This window comes from Streptomyces sp. NRRL F-5122 (assembly GCF_001507435.1).
Taxonomy (GTDB): Bacteria; Actinomycetota; Actinomycetes; order Streptomycetales; family Streptomycetaceae; genus Streptomyces; species Streptomyces lannensis.
Genome location: NZ_LMWH01000302.1, coordinates 193255 through 210332, shown reverse-complemented (window position 1 = coordinate 210332; position 17078 = coordinate 193255). Strand labels below are relative to the sequence as shown.

Here is a 17078-nt window from a genome sequence, read left to right as displayed (position 1 = left end):
GGCACATCGTGTGCCGCCGCCCTTCGCACGGGACGATCTGCCTCAGGACGCCGCGGTGCGCAGCCCCTGGACGTCGATCTGCTCCGTCTCGTCATGGGCGGTCAGGTCGATGACCTGGCCGACGGCGCGCGCCTGCGGGTCCGCGGGCTTGAAGCCGGACTCCGACTCCGCCTTGTGCATCGCGAGCGCCTCCTGGCCGACGACGTCCGCGAGGTCCTCGTTCTGCACCGCGTCCAGGGTCGCCCGCGACTTCTGCGTACCGAAGAAGTCGAAACCGCCCTCGACGGTCGCGCGGCGCCGCGGAGTCGGCGGCACCACGGCCACGGCGGTGGGCACCGTGAAGTGCCCGGTGCTGTGCGCGGGCTTCTTGGCGGACGGCTGGGGCTGCTGTGCGGTCGGGGCGGCGGCCTGCTCGGGCCCCGCGCCCGCCGAGGACGTCCTCTCGGTCCCGCCCTGTACGACGGAGCCGCCCTCCTTGGCCGCGACCTTGGGCGCCGCGGGTCCGACGGGGTTGCGCTTCCGGCCGCCGCCGTTGCCGGGGCCGCCCTTCCTGGGGGAGGCCTCCGTGGTGGCCGACGTCTTCCGGGCGGTCCCGGGCGCGCTGCCGGCGTCGCCCTCGTCCGCGGCGGTGCTCGTCCCGGCCGCCTCACCGCCCTCGGTGGAGACCGCCTCACCGTCCTCGGCGGCAGTCGCCTCCACGGCGTCCTCGTGCGCCTCCACGGCGGGCTCAGGCGACGAGGACGCGGCCTCGTCGTCCTGCGCCACGTCGTCGTCCTTCGTCAGCCGCTCCAGCGCCGAGCCGGCCCGCATGAAGAGCGAGGACCCGTCGGGCGAGAACACCCCCGCGGCCGACGGCTCCGCATCGGGGTCCTCCACCGCGCCGTCCTCGACCGGGGCGGCGACGTCCTCGTGGTCCCTGGCCTCCGCACCGGCGGGCTCGCTCCGGTCGGCGTCGTCGGACGCCTCCTGCGCACCGGACGTCTCCGAGTCGCCCGCCGGCAGCTCCGGTGCGGGCGCCGTCGACTCGATCGCCAGCAGGCGGCGTCCTTCCAGGGCGGTCGCACGCTCCGTCTCCGCCGTGGCGTACCGGCGCAGCAGGGCGGCGTGCTCGTTGCGCAGATTGGCCAGTTCCGTGCGCTTTGCCCGGAGGCGCTGCTCCAGTTTGGTGCGCAGTTCGCGCGACTCCTCCAGGTCGGTCTCCAGTTCGGCGACCCGCTCCTCGTGGTGCCACTCGTCGCTCGCCCGCGCGCGCGTGAGGTCGGCGACGTGTTTACCCGCGGCCACATCCCAGCGGCGCATGACGACGGCGCCCACGACCATCGTCGCCGCAGCGCCCGCGGCCAGCCCACGGAGCACCAACGGCTCCGTGAACAACCAGGGGCCCGCGGCGCACACGACCGCGACGCCGGCGATCACCGAGGGGGGCAGCAGCCTGTGCAAGGGCGGGGAATGGCGGTGACGTCCACGTGGCATGGCCAGAAACTTACCGCGCGTAGGCGAATGATGGTGCCCCGCCCGGTAAAAACACAGCCACACCGATACCTTCACCCCGCCCGCCGGCCCCGGAAAAAGGGATGGGCCGCCCTCCCCCGTCCGGGCGCCCCGAATCCGGCACCCGCTTCGTGCCCCGATACCCCGGATCGACCGAGGACCGCAGCGCCCTCCCCCCGCTCCCGTCCGGTGTGCCGGGGCCTCCCGCCCAATCCGCCGCCACGGCTGTACAAGATCATTCATCGGCGCACCGCTTTCCCGATCTTCGAGCCCGGATCCCGTCCCCGGAAAGGGACTTGACGGCTCGCCCCCGGCGAATTCCGCGGCCGCCCGGCGACAACGCACAAGGCCGAGCTCGCACGGCGGAGCCGGACTCCTTCGCATGGCCCCGAATTCCGGTCGGCGCCCCCGCGCATTCACCCGCTCAGCGATCGCCCAGCCGTCCGCTCAGCCACTGCAACGCAGGCGGGATCTCCCGCCGCCAGGTATTGAAGTTGTGGCCACCGCTGTCGAGCAGGATCGACGAGATCCGGGTCGGCTTCCTGGTCTGCACCTGCCGTATGAACGCGAGCGTGGACCGGTAGCCCTTCTCGCCGGCCCTGCTGCTGGTGACGAGCAGCGAAGTGTCGGGCGCGGCCAGACGTTTGAGGCACCAACCCAGGTCGGCGCGGTTGCGCAGGTCCTTGTTCCCGCGGAAGAGGTCGCCCGTGGTCGGGTCGATCGGCGCCCTGTAGTACGGCGACAGGCCCGCGCCGGCGGCGTAGACGTCCGGATGGTGCATCGCCAGCTTCAGCGCGCAGTAGCCGCCCGTGGAATCGCCGATGACGCCCCAACTGCGCGGCCTCCCACCTATCCGGTAGTGGGCCGTCACCGCGTCGGGGAGGTCCTTCGCGAAGAACGACTCGGTCTGCGGGCCGCCCGGGACGTCCACGCACTCCGTGTCGCGCGGCGGCGCCACGGTCGGTCGCAGCATCACCAGGATCATCGGCTGCATCCTGCCGTCCCCGGCCAGTTCGTGCGCCGTCTGCGGGTACTGCAGCCCCTTGATGAGCGCCTCGGCCGTGCCGGGGTAGCCGGTGAGCACGACGGACGCGGGGAACGTCCGTGTGCGGTACCGCGCCTGGAAGTACTCCGGCGGCAGATACACGAACGCGGGAGAGGCGATCCGGGTCGTCCGGCCGACGATCTCCACCTTCTGGATCTGGCCGCCGATCTCCGGACGGGAGCCGCCGGGAACGGTCACCTGCTGGGTGCCGACCACCTGGAGCGGACCGCCGCCCGCTCCCGCCGCCCCGTGGTCGACGACCACACCCTGCCCGCTCTCCCGGCCGAACAGATCGGTCCAGGTGGCGTAGAACCCGAAGGCCTGGTTGGCGGCCAGGCCGATCGAGGCGAAGACCATGAGCTGGGTGGCGAACAGCAGACCGACCCGTCCCCCGACGGCACGCCAGCTGCGCCGCGACAGCCGGGGCCAGTGCCAGACCGTGCCGACGAACAGCGCCAGTGCGAGCACGACGACCACTACCAGCATTTTGTTGCTCGTGAGACCCATGAGCCCTTTCCCGCCTGCGCCTTGTGGCCCCTTGGCCGCCCCCCGTGATTGGTGAGGGCTTGCCCGGGACTTTCCTTCGGCTTTGAACCGGCTTTGTGATGGGGAGTGAACCTCTCTCCCCGAGACACCGTCCTAGAGGGCGCAATGTCGCCGGATGCCCGAATCGGCACCGGACTCCAGTTCTCTCGCACACATACGGGATGCGATGTCTGTCAGGATAGATGGGGAAAAGTCGGGCGAGGTTCCGGAGCGATCGCGCGGAGCGCGGCGCATACTCCGTGGCCCTCGCCCGGAGGCCGTCCCCGCGCTGATCGCCCGGGCCTGCATGCTCGTGGGGTTCCTGGACATCGCCGCGGGTGTGTTCCCGCGTTTCCGGCACAGCCGTATGCACCGCATGGCCGAGGTGCTGCCCGGCTCGCTCGGCCCGTTCGCGGCGGCCCTTTCGCTGAGCGCCGGCGTCCTGCTGCTGCTCCTCGCGCACGGGCTGCGCCGGCGCAAGCGCCGGGCCTGGCGCGCCGCCGTGATGCTGCTTCCAGCGGGCGCCATGGCGGAGTACGTCTACCGCCATTCGGTCATCGGCGTCGTCATCTCGGTGGCGCTGCTGCTGCCGCTGCTGCGTCACCGCAGCGAGTTCGCCGCCCTGCCCGACCCCCGCAGCCGCTGGCGCGCGCTCGCCAACTTCGTGCTCATGGGCGCCGGTTCGCTGTCCCTCGGCCTGATCATCGTCAGCGTCCACCCGCACCGCCTGGTGGGCGATCCGAGCGTGTCCGACCGCATCGAACACGTCCTGTACGGCATGGTCGGCTTCGAGGGGCCGGTCGACTACACCGGCAACACCTCCTGGACGGTGGGCTTCTCGCTCGGTGCCCTCGGCCTGCTGACCGCGGTCACGACGATCTATCTGGCCCTTCGGCCCGAACATCCGGCCGCCCGGCTGACCGACGCCGACGAGGCACGGCTGCGCGTCCTGCTGGACAAGCACGGCGACCGCGACTCGCTCGGCCACTTCGCGCTCCGCCGCGACAAGGCCGTCGTCTTCTCGCCGAGCGGCAAGGCGGCGGTGACCTACCGCGTCGTGTCGGGCGTGATGTTGGCCAGCGGCGACCCGATCGGCGATGTCGAGGCCTGGCCGGGCGCCATCGAGCGGTTCATGGACGAGGCCAGGGCACACTCCTGGACCCCGGCCGTCATGGGCTGTTCGGAGACGGGCGGCGAGGTGTGGACCCGGGAGACCGGCCTGGACGCCCTCGAACTGGGTGACGAGGCGGTGGTGGACGTCGTGGATTTCTCCCTCTCCGGGCGCGCGATGCGCAACGTGCGCCAGATGGTGAAGCGCATCGAGCGCGCGGGATACGAGACCCGGGTCCGGCGCATCCGTGATCTCGGCGAGGGCGAACTGGAGCGCATACGGCGGGCCGCCGAGAACTGGCGCGGCACGGACACCGAACGCGGCTTCTCCATGGCCCTCGGCCGCATCGGCGATCCCGCCGACGGCGACTGCCTGATCGCCACGGCGCACCGGATCGACGGGGCGTCGCGAAGTGCCTCGGGCCGCGCCGCGGACGGACGGGCGGACGACGAGACCGGACCGTACGGCGATCTCAAGGCGGTCCTCCACTTCGTCCCGTGGGGCACGGACGGGATCTCCCTGGACCTGATGCGCCGCGACCGCTCAGCCGACCCGGGCATGAACGAACTGCTGATCGTGGCCGCGCTCCAGGCCGCCCCGAAGCTCGGCATCAGGCATGTCTCCCTGAACTTCGCGATGTTCCGCTCGGCGCTGGCCCGCGGCGAGAAGATCGGTGCGGGCCCGGTGCTGCGGGCATGGCGGGGACTGCTGGTCTTCCTCTCCCGGTGGTTCCAGATCGAGTCCCTGTACAAGTTCAACGCGAAGTTCCAGCCCCGCTGGGAGCCGCGCTTCGTGGTGTACGCGTCCTCCCGCGACCTGCCGCGCATCGGCCTCGCGGCGATGCAGGCGGAGGGCTTCGTGAATTTCGCCCTCCCCCGCTTCCTGCGCCGTACGGCTCGGTCCCCCCGCCCGTGTGCCCACGGGCTCGCGGACCGCGGCATGGGCGCGGCGAGCGGCGCCTGACCGCACCGCACCTCGCACCGGCGCGCACCGTCTCGGGACGTGCGCCCCGCGGACGGGCGTGACTGCGCGACCGGTGCCGGCAGGGCCGTATGCATCCATGCCGCCGAGGGCCCCGCACCGCGCCGGGGGTGCCCGGCGGCTCGTACCGGTGGACCCGCCCCGCTTCCGGACGCCCCGCCGTTCCCGCCCCGCCCGCGCGGCCCTCGGCCGGACCGCTCACCCCTCGACCGCCCCGTGAACCGAACGCGGCAGCGCCGGGGGCCTACGCTGAACGTATGAGCACGAAGACCGGGCGGGGCCAGGTGGCAGGCCTTCCGACATGGGACCGCTGCGCGGTCATGGGGGTCGTGAACGTCACCCCCGACTCCTTCTCCGACGGCGGTCGATGGTTCGACACCACCGCCGCCGTCAAGCACGGCCTCGACCTGGTCACCGAGGGCGCCGATCTCGTCGACGTCGGCGGCGAGTCCACCCGCCCCGGCGCCACCCGCGTGGACGAGGCCGAGGAGCTCAGGCGCGTCATCCCCGTCGTGCGCGGCCTCGCCTCCGAAGGCGTCACGATCTCCGTCGACACCGTGCGCGCCTCCGTCGCCGAAAAGGCCCTCGCCGCCGGGGCGGCCCTCGTCAACGACGTCAGCGGCGGCCTCGCGGACCCGGCCATGATCCCGGTCGTCGCGGCGGCGGGCGCCCCCTTCGTCGTCATGCACTGGCGCGGCTTCCTGGAGGGCGGCAACGTCACGGGCGTCTACGAGGACGTGGTCGGCGAGGTCGTCGACGAACTGCGTGCGCGTGTGGAGGCCGTCCTGGAAGGCGGCGTCGCCCCCGACCGGATCGTGGTCGACCCCGGCCTCGGCTTCTCCAAGGAGGGCGAGCACGATCTGGCCCTGCTCGCCCATCTGGACCGACTGCACGGCCTCGGGCATCCGCTGCTCGTGGCCGCCTCGCGCAAGCGTTTCCTCGGCCGCGTACTGGCCGGCCCCGGGGGCGCGCCGCCGCCCGCGCGCGAACGCGACGCCGCCACCGCCGCCGTCTCCGCGCTCGCCGCGCACGCCGGCGCATGGGCCGTGCGCGTCCATGAGGTACGCGCGACGGCGGACGCCGTACGCGTCGCACGCGCCATCGAAGGAGCCCGGTGAGCACTGCCCACACGGATGTGGAACAGGTCGAACAGGCCAACACCACCTTCTACGAGACGATGGAGCGGGGGGACTTCGAAGAGTTGTCGTCGCTCTGGCTCGCGCCCTCCGACCTCGGTGTCGACGAGCAGTACCACGACCCCGCCGACGTCGGTGTCATCTCCTGTGTGCACCCCGGCTGGCCCGTCCTGACCGGCCGCGGAGAGGTCCTCAGGTCCTACGCGCTGATCATGGCGAACACCGAGTACATCCAGTTCTTCCTCACGGACGTCCACGTCTCCGTGACCGGTGACACCGCGCTGGTGACCTGTACCGAGAACATCCTCAGCGGTGGCCCCGCCCCGGAGGACAGCGACGAGCTGGGCCCGCTCGTCGGACAGCTCGTGGTGGCCACGAACCTGTTCCGCCGCACTCCCGACGGCTGGAAGCTCTGGTCGCACCACGCCTCCCCCGTACTGACCGAAAGCGACGACGAGGAGGAGGACGACTCCCCCGCATAAGGCGCCTTCTTCGCATAGGCGGACGACCCTCTCCGCAACAGGGGGGTGGGCGGGCCCGCCGGATTGGGTAGGCGGCTGATAGTGGTTGGAATCACCTCCTCCGAGGTATGGGCGGCTACCGACTCGTGAGCCACCCTGTTCCCCAGGGGAAACACCGGATGAACCCTCCTGACCATTGCGCGGGCGCACGCCCTCGCGACCGTGGGACGTCAGTGTCCGCAGGTAGATTCGTTCGGGACCGGTGTGCCGACCGCACTGGGTGAATGCCTGCCGCTGTCGACGATTGCAGGAGTGATTCGCGTGGATCGTGTCGCGCTGCGCGGCCTGAGGGCCCGTGGGCACCACGGCGTGTTCCCCAAGGAACGCGAGGAGGGCCAGACCTTCATCGTGGACCTCGTCCTGGGCCTGGACACGCGGCCCGCCGCGGCCGACGACGACCTGACGAAGACCGTGCACTACGGCGTCGTGGCGGAGGAGGTCGTCGCCCTGGTGGAGGGGGAGCCCGTCGACCTGATCGAGACGCTCGCCGAGCGCATCGCCTTCTCCTGTCTCAAGCACGCACCGGTCCGGGAGGTCGAGGTCTGCGTCCACAAACCGGACGCACCGATCACGGTCCCCTTCGACGATGTGACCGTCACCATCACGCGGAGCCGAGTATGAGCGCCTTCTTCACCGGGGGTCAGAGCGACCCGACCGTCCAGCCGGTGCCCGCCTCCGTGGTGGAGCGCGTGGACGCCGCCGACACCACCCTGCAGAACCCCAAGCGGGCGGTGATCGCCCTGGGGTCGAACCTGGGCAACCGCCTGGAGACGCTCCAGGGCGCGATCGACGCCCTCGAGGACACCCCGGGCGTCCGCGTCAAGGGGGTCTCGCCCGTGTACGAGACGGAGCCCTGGGGCGTGGACCCGGGCAGCCAGCCGACGTACTTCAACGCGGTGGTCGTCGTGAAGACCACGCTGCCGCCGTCCTCGCTCCTCGAGCGTGCCCACGCCGTGGAGGAGGCCTTCCACCGGGTGCGGGAGGAGCGCTGGGGTGCGCGCACCCTCGACGTCGACATCGTCTCCTACGCGGAGGTCGTCTCCGGGGACCCGGTGCTGACGCTGCCGCACCCGCGCGCCCACGAGCGTGCGTTCGTGCTCGCCCCGTGGCACGACCTGGACCCCGCGGCCCTGCTTCCCGGCCGTGGCCCGGTGGCGGAGCTGCTCACGGCCGTCACCCGAGAAGGTGTCACCGCCCGCGCCGACCTGGAACTCAGGCTGCCCGAGTAGTCGTTAAGGTCTACCGGGCCGGGGATCCCTCCCCGCGCCACCACCGTCCCGAGGGGCGGGCGTTCGGGCCGACGAAGGGGCATCGTGAAAGAGCTGCGCATCAGGACGCTGGCAGCGGTGTTCGTGGTGGCCGGAGTGCTCTCCTGGGCGGGTGCCCGCCTGTGGAGTTCGGTGGGCACGCTGCCCAAGGTCCCCTTGGCCGCGCCCATCGTCCTCGCCCTGATCGCCGTGGTCCTGATGGCCACGGCGCTCTCGCTCCGCGCCCGCCTCAAGGCCCAGCGGGAGCGTCGCCCCGGCGCCAAGGGCGTCGATCCGCTGATGGCGGCCCGGGCCGTCGTCTTCGGACAGGCCAGCGCCCTGGTCGCCGCTCTGGTCGCCGGCATGTACGGCGGCACGGGCGTCTTCCTCCTGGAATCCCTGGACATCCCCACCCGCCGGGACCAGGCCATCTACGCCGGGTTCTCGGTACTGGCCGGTGTCGCCGTCATAGCGGCGGCCTTCTTCCTGGAGCGCGTCTGCAAGCTCCCGGAAGACGACGAGCACAACGACGGTACGGCGCCGGTCTCCTAGGCGGTGCCGGGCAGGGGACTCAGCGCGCCATGATGAGGCTCATCGCCTCGTTGCGCGTGGCGGCGTCCCGCAACTGACCGCGCACGGCGGAGGTCAGCGTCTTCGCGCCGGGCTTGCGGATGCCCCGCATCGACATGCACATGTGCTCGCACTCGACCACGACGATCACACCGCGCGGCTCGAGTATCTCCATCAGCGAGTCGGCGATCTGCGTCGTGAGCCGCTCCTGCACCTGGGGCCGGCGCGCGAAGACGTCCACGAGCCGGGCGAGCTTCGAAAGCCCCGTGATCTTGCCGCTCGTGGCGGGGATGTAGCCGACGTGGGCGACGCCCCTGAACGGCACCAGGTGGTGCTCACAGGTCGAGAACACCTCGATGTCCTTCACGAGCACCATCTCGTCGTGACCGAGGTCGAACGTCGTCGTCAGGACGTCCTCGGGCTTCTGCCACAGCCCCCCGAATATCTCCCGGTACGCCCGCGCCACCCGCCCCGGGGTCTCGCGGAGCCCTTCCCGGTCCGGGTCCTCCCCGACGGCGATGAGCAGTTCCCGTACGGCGTTCTCCGCACGCTTCTCGTCGAACTCGCCGATCGTGCCTTCGCCGTCCAGCGTCACCGGGTCGGTCATCTGGTGCCTCGTTCCTGCGCCTGTGACGCGCACGGATCACGCGTCTCATGTGCGGCTCCATGGAAATGCCGCGCCCCCCAGGCTAGAACCCTGGGGGGCGCGGTCGAAATTCCGGGCCTCGGTGAGGCCCTCGGGAAGGCGGTGCCTCAGCTCTCCCGGCGGTCCTCCGGAGCCTTCTCCGTGGAGACGGACTCCGTCACGTTGGCGATCGCCGGGGTCGCGCCGTTCGCCCCGTTCGTCAGTGCGAGCTCCTTGGGGGAGAGCACCGGCGGGCGGGTGGACGGAGTGCGACGCGAGGAACCGGTCCACGCGGGCCGCGGCGGGCGCTTGACGATGGGGGCGAAGATCTCGGCGATCTCCTCCTTGCCCAGCGTCTCCTTCTCCAGAAGGGCCAGAACAAGGTTGTCGAGCACGTCGCGGTTCTCGACCAGGATCTCCCAGGCCTCGTTGTGCGCGTTCTCGATGAGCTTCTTGACTTCCTCGTCCACCAGCGCGGCGACCTCTTCCGAGTAGTCGCGCTGGTGAGCCATCTCACGTCCGAGGAACGGCTCGGTGTTGTCCCCGCCGAACTTGATCGCGCCGAGGCGCTCGGTCATGCCGTACTGCGTGACCATCGCCCGGGCCGTCGTCGTGGCCTTCTCGATGTCGTTCGCGGCACCCGTCGTCGGGTCGTGGAAGACGAGCTCCTCGGCCGCGCGGCCGCCCAGCATGTAGGCCAGCTGGTCCAGCATCTCGTTGCGGGTCGTGGAGTACTTGTCCTCGTCCGGGAGCACCATCGTGTAGCCGAGGGCACGGCCGCGCGACAAGATCGTGATCTTGTGGACCGGGTCGGAGTTCGGCGAGGCCGCGGCGACCAGGGCATGACCGCCCTCGTGGTACGCCGTGATCTTCTTCTCCTTGTCCGACATGATCCGGGTCCGCTTCTGCGGGCCCGCGACCACACGGTCGATCGCCTCGTCCAGCATCTGGTTGTCGATGAGCTTGCGGTCGCTGCGGGCCGTGAGCAGCGCCGCCTCGTTCAGCACGTTCGACAGGTCCGCACCGGTGAAGCCCGGCGTGCGGCGGGCGACGGCCGACAGGTCGACGTCCGGAGCGACCGGCTTGCCCTTCTGGTGGACCTTGAGGATCTCCAGACGGCCCTGCATGTCCGGGCGGTCGACCGCGATCTGGCGGTCGAAGCGGCCGGGCCGCAGAAGGGCCGGGTCGAGGATGTCGGGGCGGTTCGTGGCGGCGATGAGGATCACGCCGCCCTTCACGTCGAAGCCGTCCATCTCGACGAGCAGCTGGTTCAGGGTCTGCTCGCGCTCGTCGTGACCGCCGCCGAGGCCGGCGCCGCGATGACGGCCGACCGCGTCGATCTCGTCGACGAAGACGATCGCCGGGGCGTTCGCCTTGGCCTGCTCGAACAGGTCACGGACTCGGGAGGCACCGACACCGACGAACATCTCGACGAAGTCGGAACCCGAGATCGAGTAGAAGGGGACGCCCGCCTCGCCGGCCACGGCACGCGCGAGCAGCGTCTTGCCCGTACCGGGAGGACCGTAGAGCAGCACACCCTTGGGGATCTTGGCGCCGACGGCCTGGAACTTGGCCGGCTCCTGCAGGAACTCCTTGATCTCCTGGAGTTCCTCGACGGCCTCGTCCGCACCCGCGACGTCCGAGAAGGTCGTCTTCGGGGTGTCCTTGGTGATGAGTTTCGCCTTGGACTTCCCGAAGTTCATGACCCGGGAGCCGCCGCCCTGCATCTGGTTCATCAGGAACAGGAAGACGACCACGATGAGGACGAAGGGCAGCAGGGAGAGCAGGATCCCGACGAACGGGTTCTGCTTGGACGGCGCGACCGTGTAGCCGTCCGGGATCTGCTTGTTCTGGAACTTGTCCTGCAGGGTGTTGGCCAGGGTCACGCCCTGGTCGCCGATGTAGCTCGCCTGGATCTTCGAGCTGCCATCGACCTTCACGCCGTCCTTGAGCGAGACCTTGATGGTCTGCTCGTCGCCTGTGGTCAGCTTGGCCGACTGGACCCTGTTGTCATTGATCGCCGCCACGACCTGGCCGGTGTCCACCGTCTTGTAGCCGCCGGAAGAGCCGACGACCTGCATCAACACGACCACGGCAAGGACGGCCAGCACGATCCACATGACCGGCCCACGGAAGTATCGCTTCACGTCCATCCATACGGAGCGGAGCCGCCCCGTCCCTCCTGCCATAGTGAGTTTGATAAAGACAGTTCTTCTGACGGTACCCCAGGATTGTCACCCGAAGCCGCAGGGGACTGCGGGCATACCGTCCACGCATGCTCCAACGCCGCAGCACCCCCTGGGGTTCCCGAGCCTCTCGAAAGTGCCGGGACCTGGGGGTTCCGCCGTCGTGGAGCACGGCCGAACCCGAGGGGTCAGCCGCCGTACACGTGGGGGGCGAGCGTACCGACGAACGGGAGGTTGCGGTACTTCTCGGCGTAGTCGAGGCCGTAGCCCACGACGAATTCGTTCGGGATGTCGAAGCCGACCCACTGGACGTCGATGGCGACCTTGGCGGCCTCGGGCTTGCGCAGCAGCGTGCACACCTTGAGGGAGGCGGGCTCGCGCGAGCCGAGGTTGGAGATCAGCCAGGACAGCGTCAGGCCGGAGTCGATGATGTCCTCGACGATCAGGACGTGCCTGCCCTTGATGTCGGTGTCGAGGTCCTTCAGGATCCGGACGACGCCGGAGGACTGGGTGCCCGCGCCGTAGGAGGACACGGCCATCCAGTCCATGGTGAGGGGGGTGGACAGCGCCCGGGCCAGATCGGCCATGACCATCACCGCGCCCTTGAGGACGCCGACGATCAGCAGGTCCTTGCCCGCGTACTCCGCGTCGATCTTCGCGGCCAGCTCGACCAGCTTCGCGTCGATCTCTTCCTTGGTGATGAGCACCTTCTCGAGGTCGGCACCCATGTCGTTCGCGTCCACCCGCATCACTTTCGGTCGTCCCGCACTTGTCGCCCGCTCGCCTCCGGGATGCCGGCGCCGCCCTCGGCGGTCGGCCGTACCCGCTCGTCCGCCCGCGGCGGCAGCATGTCCGCTGCGCCCCGCGCGGCCTGAGCGCGCTCTCCCTTCGGCAGCGAGCGCCCTTCGGCTCGCTCGCCCGGCTGACCGGCCCCTCCCGGAGGTGCGACCCGGCGCCTCCCGCAGGCGGCGCCATTTCAGCCTTGCCGAATCACCAGTCTGCCACCCTGGCGCTGGGCGACCACTTTGCCCGGGAGATTGATGGCTCCCTGGCCCCGCCAGCCGGTGATCAGGCGGTCGACTTCCTCGATGTGACGGGCGAAGAGCGAGCCGGCCGGCGCGCCCGCCTCGATGGCGGCGCGGCGCAGCACCCGGCGGCGCACGGCCGGGGGCAGCGCATAGAGCTTGGCGCATTCCAGGAGGCCCGAGGCGTCGCGCACGGAGGTCTCCACCTGGCTGGCCCAGGCGTCGAGGGCGTCGGCGTCGTCGCGGGAGAGCTGCGCCGTACGCGCGAGGGCCTCGACGACACCCTTGCCGAGCGCCTTCTCGAGGGCGGGCAGGCCCTCGTGGCGCAGCCGCGAGCGCGTGTAGGCCGGATCGGTGTTGTGCGGGTCGTCCCAGACGGGCAGCGACTGCTCCATGCAGGCCTTGCGGGCGGTGTGCCGGTCGAGATGCAGGAAGGGGCGGCGGTAACGGCCGCCGGCCCCCGAGACCGCGGCCATTCCCGACAGGGAGCGGATCCCGGAACCGCGGGCGAGACCGAGCAGGACGGTTTCGGCTTGGTCGTCGCGGGTGTGTCCGAGAAGGATCGCGGCGGCGCCGTGGCGCTCGGCCGCGGCGTCGAGGGCGGCGTAGCGCGCGTCCCGGGCGGCTGCTTCGGGGCCGCCGTCGCGGCCCACGCTCACGGCGATGGACTCGATCGGGGCCAGTCCGAGCTCGCGCATGCGCAGGGCGACTTCCTCCGCGCGCAGGTCGGAGCCGGGCTGCAGACCGTGGTCGACCGTGATGCCGCCGGCGCGGATGCCGAGTTTGGGCGCCTCGAAGGCCAGGGCGGAGGCGAGCGCCATGGAATCGGCGCCACCCGAGCACGCCACGAGCACGAGCGGCGCGAACGGACGCTCGTGGACCCGAGCCCTGGTGTGCTCGGTGGACGCCTCGGTGAGGATGTCGTGGAGGACGCGGCGCACCGCCAGGCGTATCGCCGCGACCGCAGGATGGGGACCCATGTCCGGTTCCCTTCTGAAGTTTTCGGGGGGTGTACCCGAAGCCGGTCACTCAGAGTGTGTAAATGGTGACAGAAACGGGCCGTTCCCCGAGCATCGCACGCCTACCCATGCCCCACGGTCCCTCGGACGGGTGATTGGCGAGGCGTTCACCTGCCGAAGGCCTGATTCATTTCCCTACGCTCGCGCGAGGCTCACGAGTCCGCCTTGCGGTGCACCCGCGCGACCCAGTCCGCCGGTTTGGCGATCTCCGCCTTGGTCGGGAGGGTGTTCGGGGAAGTCCACACCCGGTTGAAACCGTCCATGCCGACCTGCTCGACGACCGCCCGCACGAACCGCTCGCCGTCGCGGTACTGCCTGAGTTTGGCGTCCAGGCCCAGCAGTTTGCGCAGGGCGAGGTCGAGCCGGGAGGCGCCCTTGGCACGGCGCTGCTGGAACTTCTCGCGGATCTCCGCGACGGACGGGACCACATCGGGGCCGACGCCGTCCATCACGAAGTCGGCGTGGCCCTCCAGGAGGGACATCACCGCGGTCAGCCGGCCGAGGATCTCCCGCTGGGCGGGCGTCTGGACGAGCTCCACGAAAGAGCGCCCGTCGTCGTCCTCCTCGCCCTCGGGGCGGCCGCCGGCGAGCGACTGTGCCGCCTCCCTGATGCGCTCCAGGACCGTCATGGGGTCGATCTCGGTCTCCGCCAGGAAGGACTGGATCTCGCCCTCCAGGTGGTCGCGCAGCCAGGGCACCGCGGTGAACTGCGTGCGGTGCGTCTCCTCGTGCAGGCAGACCCAGAGCCGGAAGTCATGCGGGCGCACGTCCAGCTCGCGCTCAACGTGCACGATGTTCGGCGCGACCAGCAGGAGGCGGCCGCCGCCGTTGTCACCCGCGGGCAGTTCGCGGGTGGCGGGCGCGAAGGTCTCGTACTGCCCGAGGACCCGGGAGGACAGGAACGACAGGAGCATGCCCAGCTCCACGCCGGTGACCTTGCCGCCGACGGCACCGAGCACGGCTCCGCCGGGCGTGCTGCCGCGCCGCTCCTGCATCTTGTCCAACAGGGGCCTGAGGATCTCCCGGAACCCGGCGACGTTCGCCCGGACCCAGCCGGGGCGGTCGACGACGAGCACGGGGGTGTCGTGCACGCCCTCCTCGCCCATCCGGGTAAAGCCCCGGACATGCTCCTCCGAGGACTTCGCGTGCCGGCGCAACTCCGCGACGACGGCCCGGGCCTCGTCGCGGCTCACTTCGGGGCCCGGCCGTACGAGCCGCGTCGCGGTCGCCACCGCGAGATTCCAGTCGACCATCTGGGCACCACCGATGCTCGTCATGCGTCAACGGTACGTGCTCGTGCGCGAGCGCGGAGAGGGTGCGACACCGTCGGGGCCCGGAATCCGGGCCCCTGGGGCCGCTGCCGCGGCTGTCAACGGCAGCCGCAGCCCGCCAGTGCCGCCGCCGTACGGTCAAGTGCCGCTCTGGCCGAGGTCTGGTCCATCGAGCCGTCCGTCAGGAACGCGAACGCCAGCAGGCGCCCGTCGGCGTCGACCACCGTCCCGGCGAGCGTGTTGACGCCGGTCAGGGTGCCCGTCTTGGCTCGTACGACGCCGATGCCGGAGCGTTCGGCCGCCTCCTCGTAGCGATCGCTGAGGGTGCCCGTGAACCCGGCCACCGGCAGCCCCGTCAGAACCGGTCGGAGTTCGGGGTGCGCCGGTGAGCCGGCGCTCGCCAGCAGGGACGTCAGCAGGCCGGCGGTGAGCTTGTCCTCGCGGTCGAGACCGCTGCCGTCGTGGAACTGCGCGCCGCCGAGCGGGAGTCCGAGCTTGCGGAGCCGGTCGGCGACGGCGGCCGCGCCCCCGGCGAAGCTCGGCTGCCCGCCGGTGGCGACGGCGGTCTGCCGGGCGAGGGCCTCGGCGATGTCGTTGTCGCTGTTGGTCAGCATCCGCTCGACCACGGCGGACAGCGGAGGGGACTGGACCGAGGCGAGGGTCTGCGCGCGGGCCGAGGCCTTCGCGCCGGAGGCGCCGGGGGCCGAGGTGCGGATACCGCGCTCGTGCAGCAGGTCCCCGAACGTCCGATCCGCGTCGGCCGCCGGGTCCCCGCTGCGCGGGGCCGGCCCGCTGGTGGAGCCGTCCGTGCGGCCCTCGTCGACCATCAGGGCGGTGACGGGCGCGAGATTGGGGTTGACGCCGATCGGGTGCAGCACCTCACCGGCGAACAGCGAGGTGTCGTACGAGAGGGTCACCGAGGACAGGTGGCGCTTCTTGAGCGCCGCGGCGGTCCGGTCGGCGAGGGTGCGCAGACCGGCCCAGCCGTCGGTCTTCTTGCGGGCGGTCAGGGTCGGGTCGCCGCCGCCCACCAGCACCACCTTGTCGGTGCCGGGCTCGAGCACGGTGCGTGTGGTGAGGCGGTGGTCGGTGCCGGCCGCGGAGAGCACGGCGACGGCCGTGGCGATCTTCGTGGTGGAGGCGGGGGTAAGCGCCTGATCGGCACCCTTGTCGTACAGGTGTCTGCCGGTGGCCACGTCGACGACGGCCGCGGTGCGCCTCGGGCCGAGGGAACCGTCGTCGAGCAGTTTGTCCAGGACGACGTTCAGGGGCTGTCCGAGCGGCGCGGACTTGGTGGTGGCGGCGCCGACTCCGGCCAGAACGGGCGCGGCGCTGGGAGCGGCGACAGGGGCGTCGGCCGCCCGCCCGGTACGGCCCCCGTGATCTGTGCCACCCTCGCGGTCCCACGCTGCGGCCCGGTCGCGCTCGGCCGTACGCTGACCCGAGGAGTCCCAGGGACCGGCAGCGGTCGCGGTCCAGACCGCGAGCGCCAGGCCCAGGGTGACGGCGATCGCCGTCACCTGCGGGGTGGTGAGGCCTCCGGAACGCGGTGTCACCACCCGGGTGATCCGCGTCACGCGCGGTCTCGCGGCCTCGGTGATCCGCCGCGCACGGGGTCTCACGGTCCTGGCCACGCGCGCGATACGCGGTTTCACGGCACGCGCTACCCGCGCCACACGCGGTCGCGCGGCCCGCCAGGCCCTCAGCTCCGGCACGACCACCAGCCCCTTTCGCGATCACACACCTGCGTGAGGGACACTTAACCACCAGAACTATGTGTTGATCATGGAGGAGCCACCGGTGGAGTTCGACGTCACGATCGAGATCCCGAAGGGTTCGCGGAACAAGTACGAGGTGGACCACGAGACCGGTCGGATCCGCCTGGACCGTCGACTCTTCACCTCGACCAGCTACCCGGCCGACTACGGCTTCGTCGAGAACACCCTCGGCGAGGACGGGGACCCGCTGGACGCCCTGGTCATCCTGGAGGAGCCGACCTTCCCCGGCTGTCTCATCAAGTGCCGCGCCATCGGCATGTTCCGTATGACGGACGAGGCCGGCGGCGACGACAAGCTGCTGTGCGTGCCGGCTTCCGACCCGCGCGTGGAGCACCTGAGGGACATCCACCACGTGTCCGAGTTCGACCGCCTGGAGATCCAGCACTTCTTCGAGGTCTACAAGGACCTGGAGCCCGGCAAGTCCGTCGAGGGCGCCAACTGGGTGGGCCGCGCGGACGCGGAGGCCGAGATCGAACGCTCGTACAAGCGCTTGAAGGAGCAGGGCGGTCACTGACCCCCGCTGCCGTCCTGCGGGCCGCGTGACCCC

Annotated in this window: 15 protein-coding genes; 7 read left to right on the top strand and 8 right to left on the bottom strand. The window is 71.1% G+C overall.

Features of this window, described 5'->3' with window-relative positions; all coding sequences use genetic code 11:
* Positions 1-42: 42 nt before the first annotated feature.
* Together ADL25_RS44440 and ADL25_RS44435 are read right to left on the bottom strand one after the other, a co-directional pair.
* On the bottom strand, positions 43-1473 hold the full coding sequence (locus ADL25_RS44440) for a hypothetical protein (RefSeq protein WP_059133655.1): 1431 nt from the start codon (positions 1471-1473) through the stop codon (positions 43-45).
* A 442-nt stretch (positions 1474-1915) separates the two neighbouring features.
* Positions 1916-3043 (bottom strand): alpha/beta hydrolase, encoded by a 1128-nt coding sequence (locus ADL25_RS44435; protein WP_059133654.1) that lies wholly within the window; start codon positions 3041-3043, stop codon positions 1916-1918.
* Positions 3044-3248: 205 nt separating this feature from the next.
* Between ADL25_RS44435 and ADL25_RS44430 the strand changes: the two genes are divergently transcribed.
* The 6 genes from ADL25_RS44430 to ADL25_RS44405 all read left to right on the top strand — a co-directional run bounded on the left by ADL25_RS44430 (position 3249) and on the right by ADL25_RS44405 (position 8609).
* Positions 3249-5135, top strand: coding sequence for a phosphatidylglycerol lysyltransferase domain-containing protein (locus ADL25_RS44430; protein ID WP_079051038.1), 1887 nt, complete (start codon positions 3249-3251; stop codon positions 5133-5135).
* Between the two features lie 275 nt (positions 5136-5410).
* On the top strand, positions 5411-6271 hold the full coding sequence (folP, locus tag ADL25_RS44425) for a dihydropteroate synthase (RefSeq protein WP_059133653.1): 861 nt from the start codon (positions 5411-5413) through the stop codon (positions 6269-6271).
* Positions 6268-6771: a nuclear transport factor 2 family protein gene (locus tag ADL25_RS44420; RefSeq protein WP_059133652.1), complete on the top strand. Its 504-nt coding sequence runs from the start codon at positions 6268-6270 to the stop codon at positions 6769-6771. Before folP ends, ADL25_RS44420 begins: the two co-directional genes overlap by 4 nt.
* A 300-nt stretch (positions 6772-7071) precedes the next feature.
* Positions 7072-7431 carry a dihydroneopterin aldolase gene (folB, locus tag ADL25_RS44415; RefSeq protein WP_059133651.1) on the top strand — a complete coding sequence of 120 codons (360 nt, stop codon included), beginning with the start codon at positions 7072-7074 and terminating at the stop codon, positions 7429-7431.
* Entirely contained in the window at positions 7428-8039 is a 612-nt protein-coding gene (gene folK / locus ADL25_RS44410; RefSeq protein ID WP_059133650.1) for a 2-amino-4-hydroxy-6-hydroxymethyldihydropteridine diphosphokinase, read from the top strand. Before folB ends, folK begins: the two co-directional genes overlap by 4 nt.
* Positions 8040-8123: 84 nt before the next feature.
* Positions 8124-8609, top strand: coding sequence for a DUF3180 domain-containing protein (locus ADL25_RS44405; RefSeq protein WP_059133649.1), 486 nt, complete (start codon positions 8124-8126; stop codon positions 8607-8609).
* Between the two features lie 19 nt (positions 8610-8628).
* On the opposite strand, the gene folE is transcribed toward ADL25_RS44405, so the two are convergent.
* The 6 genes from folE to dacB all read right to left on the bottom strand — a co-directional run bounded on the left by folE (position 8629) and on the right by dacB (position 16474).
* Positions 8629-9234, bottom strand: coding sequence for a GTP cyclohydrolase I FolE (gene folE / locus ADL25_RS44400; protein WP_059133648.1), 606 nt, complete (start codon positions 9232-9234; stop codon positions 8629-8631).
* Positions 9235-9380: 146 nt separating this feature from the next.
* Complete coding sequence (gene ftsH, locus ADL25_RS44395; protein WP_059133647.1) at positions 9381-11405, bottom strand: ATP-dependent zinc metalloprotease FtsH; 2025 nt, start codon at positions 11403-11405, stop codon at positions 9381-9383.
* 221 nt (positions 11406-11626) lie between these two features.
* Complete coding sequence (hpt, locus tag ADL25_RS44390; RefSeq protein ID WP_059133646.1) at positions 11627-12187, bottom strand: hypoxanthine phosphoribosyltransferase; 561 nt, start codon at positions 12185-12187, stop codon at positions 11627-11629.
* A gap of 227 nt (positions 12188-12414) precedes the next feature.
* Entirely contained in the window at positions 12415-13443 is a 1029-nt protein-coding gene (gene tilS, locus ADL25_RS44385) for a tRNA lysidine(34) synthetase TilS (protein ID WP_059133645.1), read from the bottom strand.
* Between the two features lie 191 nt (positions 13444-13634).
* The gene (locus ADL25_RS44380) at positions 13635-14759 is read right to left on the bottom strand and encodes a zinc-dependent metalloprotease (protein WP_059133644.1); all 1125 of its coding nucleotides are present in this window, start codon (positions 14757-14759) and stop codon (positions 13635-13637) included.
* A gap of 92 nt (positions 14760-14851) precedes the next feature.
* Positions 14852-16474, bottom strand: a complete 1623-nt coding sequence (gene dacB, locus ADL25_RS44375; RefSeq protein WP_059133643.1) for a D-alanyl-D-alanine carboxypeptidase/D-alanyl-D-alanine-endopeptidase — start codon at positions 16472-16474, stop codon at positions 14852-14854.
* A gap of 79 nt (positions 16475-16553) precedes the next feature.
* Between dacB and ADL25_RS44370 the strand changes: the two genes are divergently transcribed.
* Entirely contained in the window at positions 16554-17045 is a 492-nt protein-coding gene (locus tag ADL25_RS44370; RefSeq protein ID WP_059133642.1) for an inorganic diphosphatase, read from the top strand.
* Positions 17046-17078 lie beyond the last annotated feature (33 nt).

What these genes read in the sequence shown, in the direction of transcription:
- ADL25_RS44440 (WP_059133655.1), bottom strand. Translation starts at nt 1,473, where the DNA reads ATGCCACGTGGACGTCACCGCCATTCCCCGCCCTTGCACAGGCTGCTG.
- ADL25_RS44435 (WP_059133654.1), bottom strand. Translation starts at nt 3,043, where the DNA reads ATGGGTCTCACGAGCAACAAAATGCTGGTAGTGGTCGTCGTGCTCGCA.
- ADL25_RS44430 (WP_079051038.1), top strand. Translation starts at nt 3,249, where the DNA reads ATGTCTGTCAGGATAGATGGGGAAAAGTCGGGCGAGGTTCCGGAGCGA.
- folP (WP_059133653.1), top strand. Translation starts at nt 5,411, where the DNA reads ATGAGCACGAAGACCGGGCGGGGCCAGGTGGCAGGCCTTCCGACATGG.
- folK (WP_059133650.1), top strand. Translation starts at nt 7,428, where the DNA reads ATGAGCGCCTTCTTCACCGGGGGTCAGAGCGACCCGACCGTCCAGCCG.
- folE (WP_059133648.1), bottom strand. Translation starts at nt 9,234, where the DNA reads ATGACCGACCCGGTGACGCTGGACGGCGAAGGCACGATCGGCGAGTTC.
- ftsH (WP_059133647.1), bottom strand. Translation starts at nt 11,405, where the DNA reads ATGGACGTGAAGCGATACTTCCGTGGGCCGGTCATGTGGATCGTGCTG.
- hpt (WP_059133646.1), bottom strand. Translation starts at nt 12,187, where the DNA reads ATGCGGGTGGACGCGAACGACATGGGTGCCGACCTCGAGAAGGTGCTC.
- tilS (WP_059133645.1), bottom strand. Translation starts at nt 13,443, where the DNA reads ATGGGTCCCCATCCTGCGGTCGCGGCGATACGCCTGGCGGTGCGCCGC.
- ADL25_RS44380 (WP_059133644.1), bottom strand. Translation starts at nt 14,759, where the DNA reads ATGACGAGCATCGGTGGTGCCCAGATGGTCGACTGGAATCTCGCGGTG.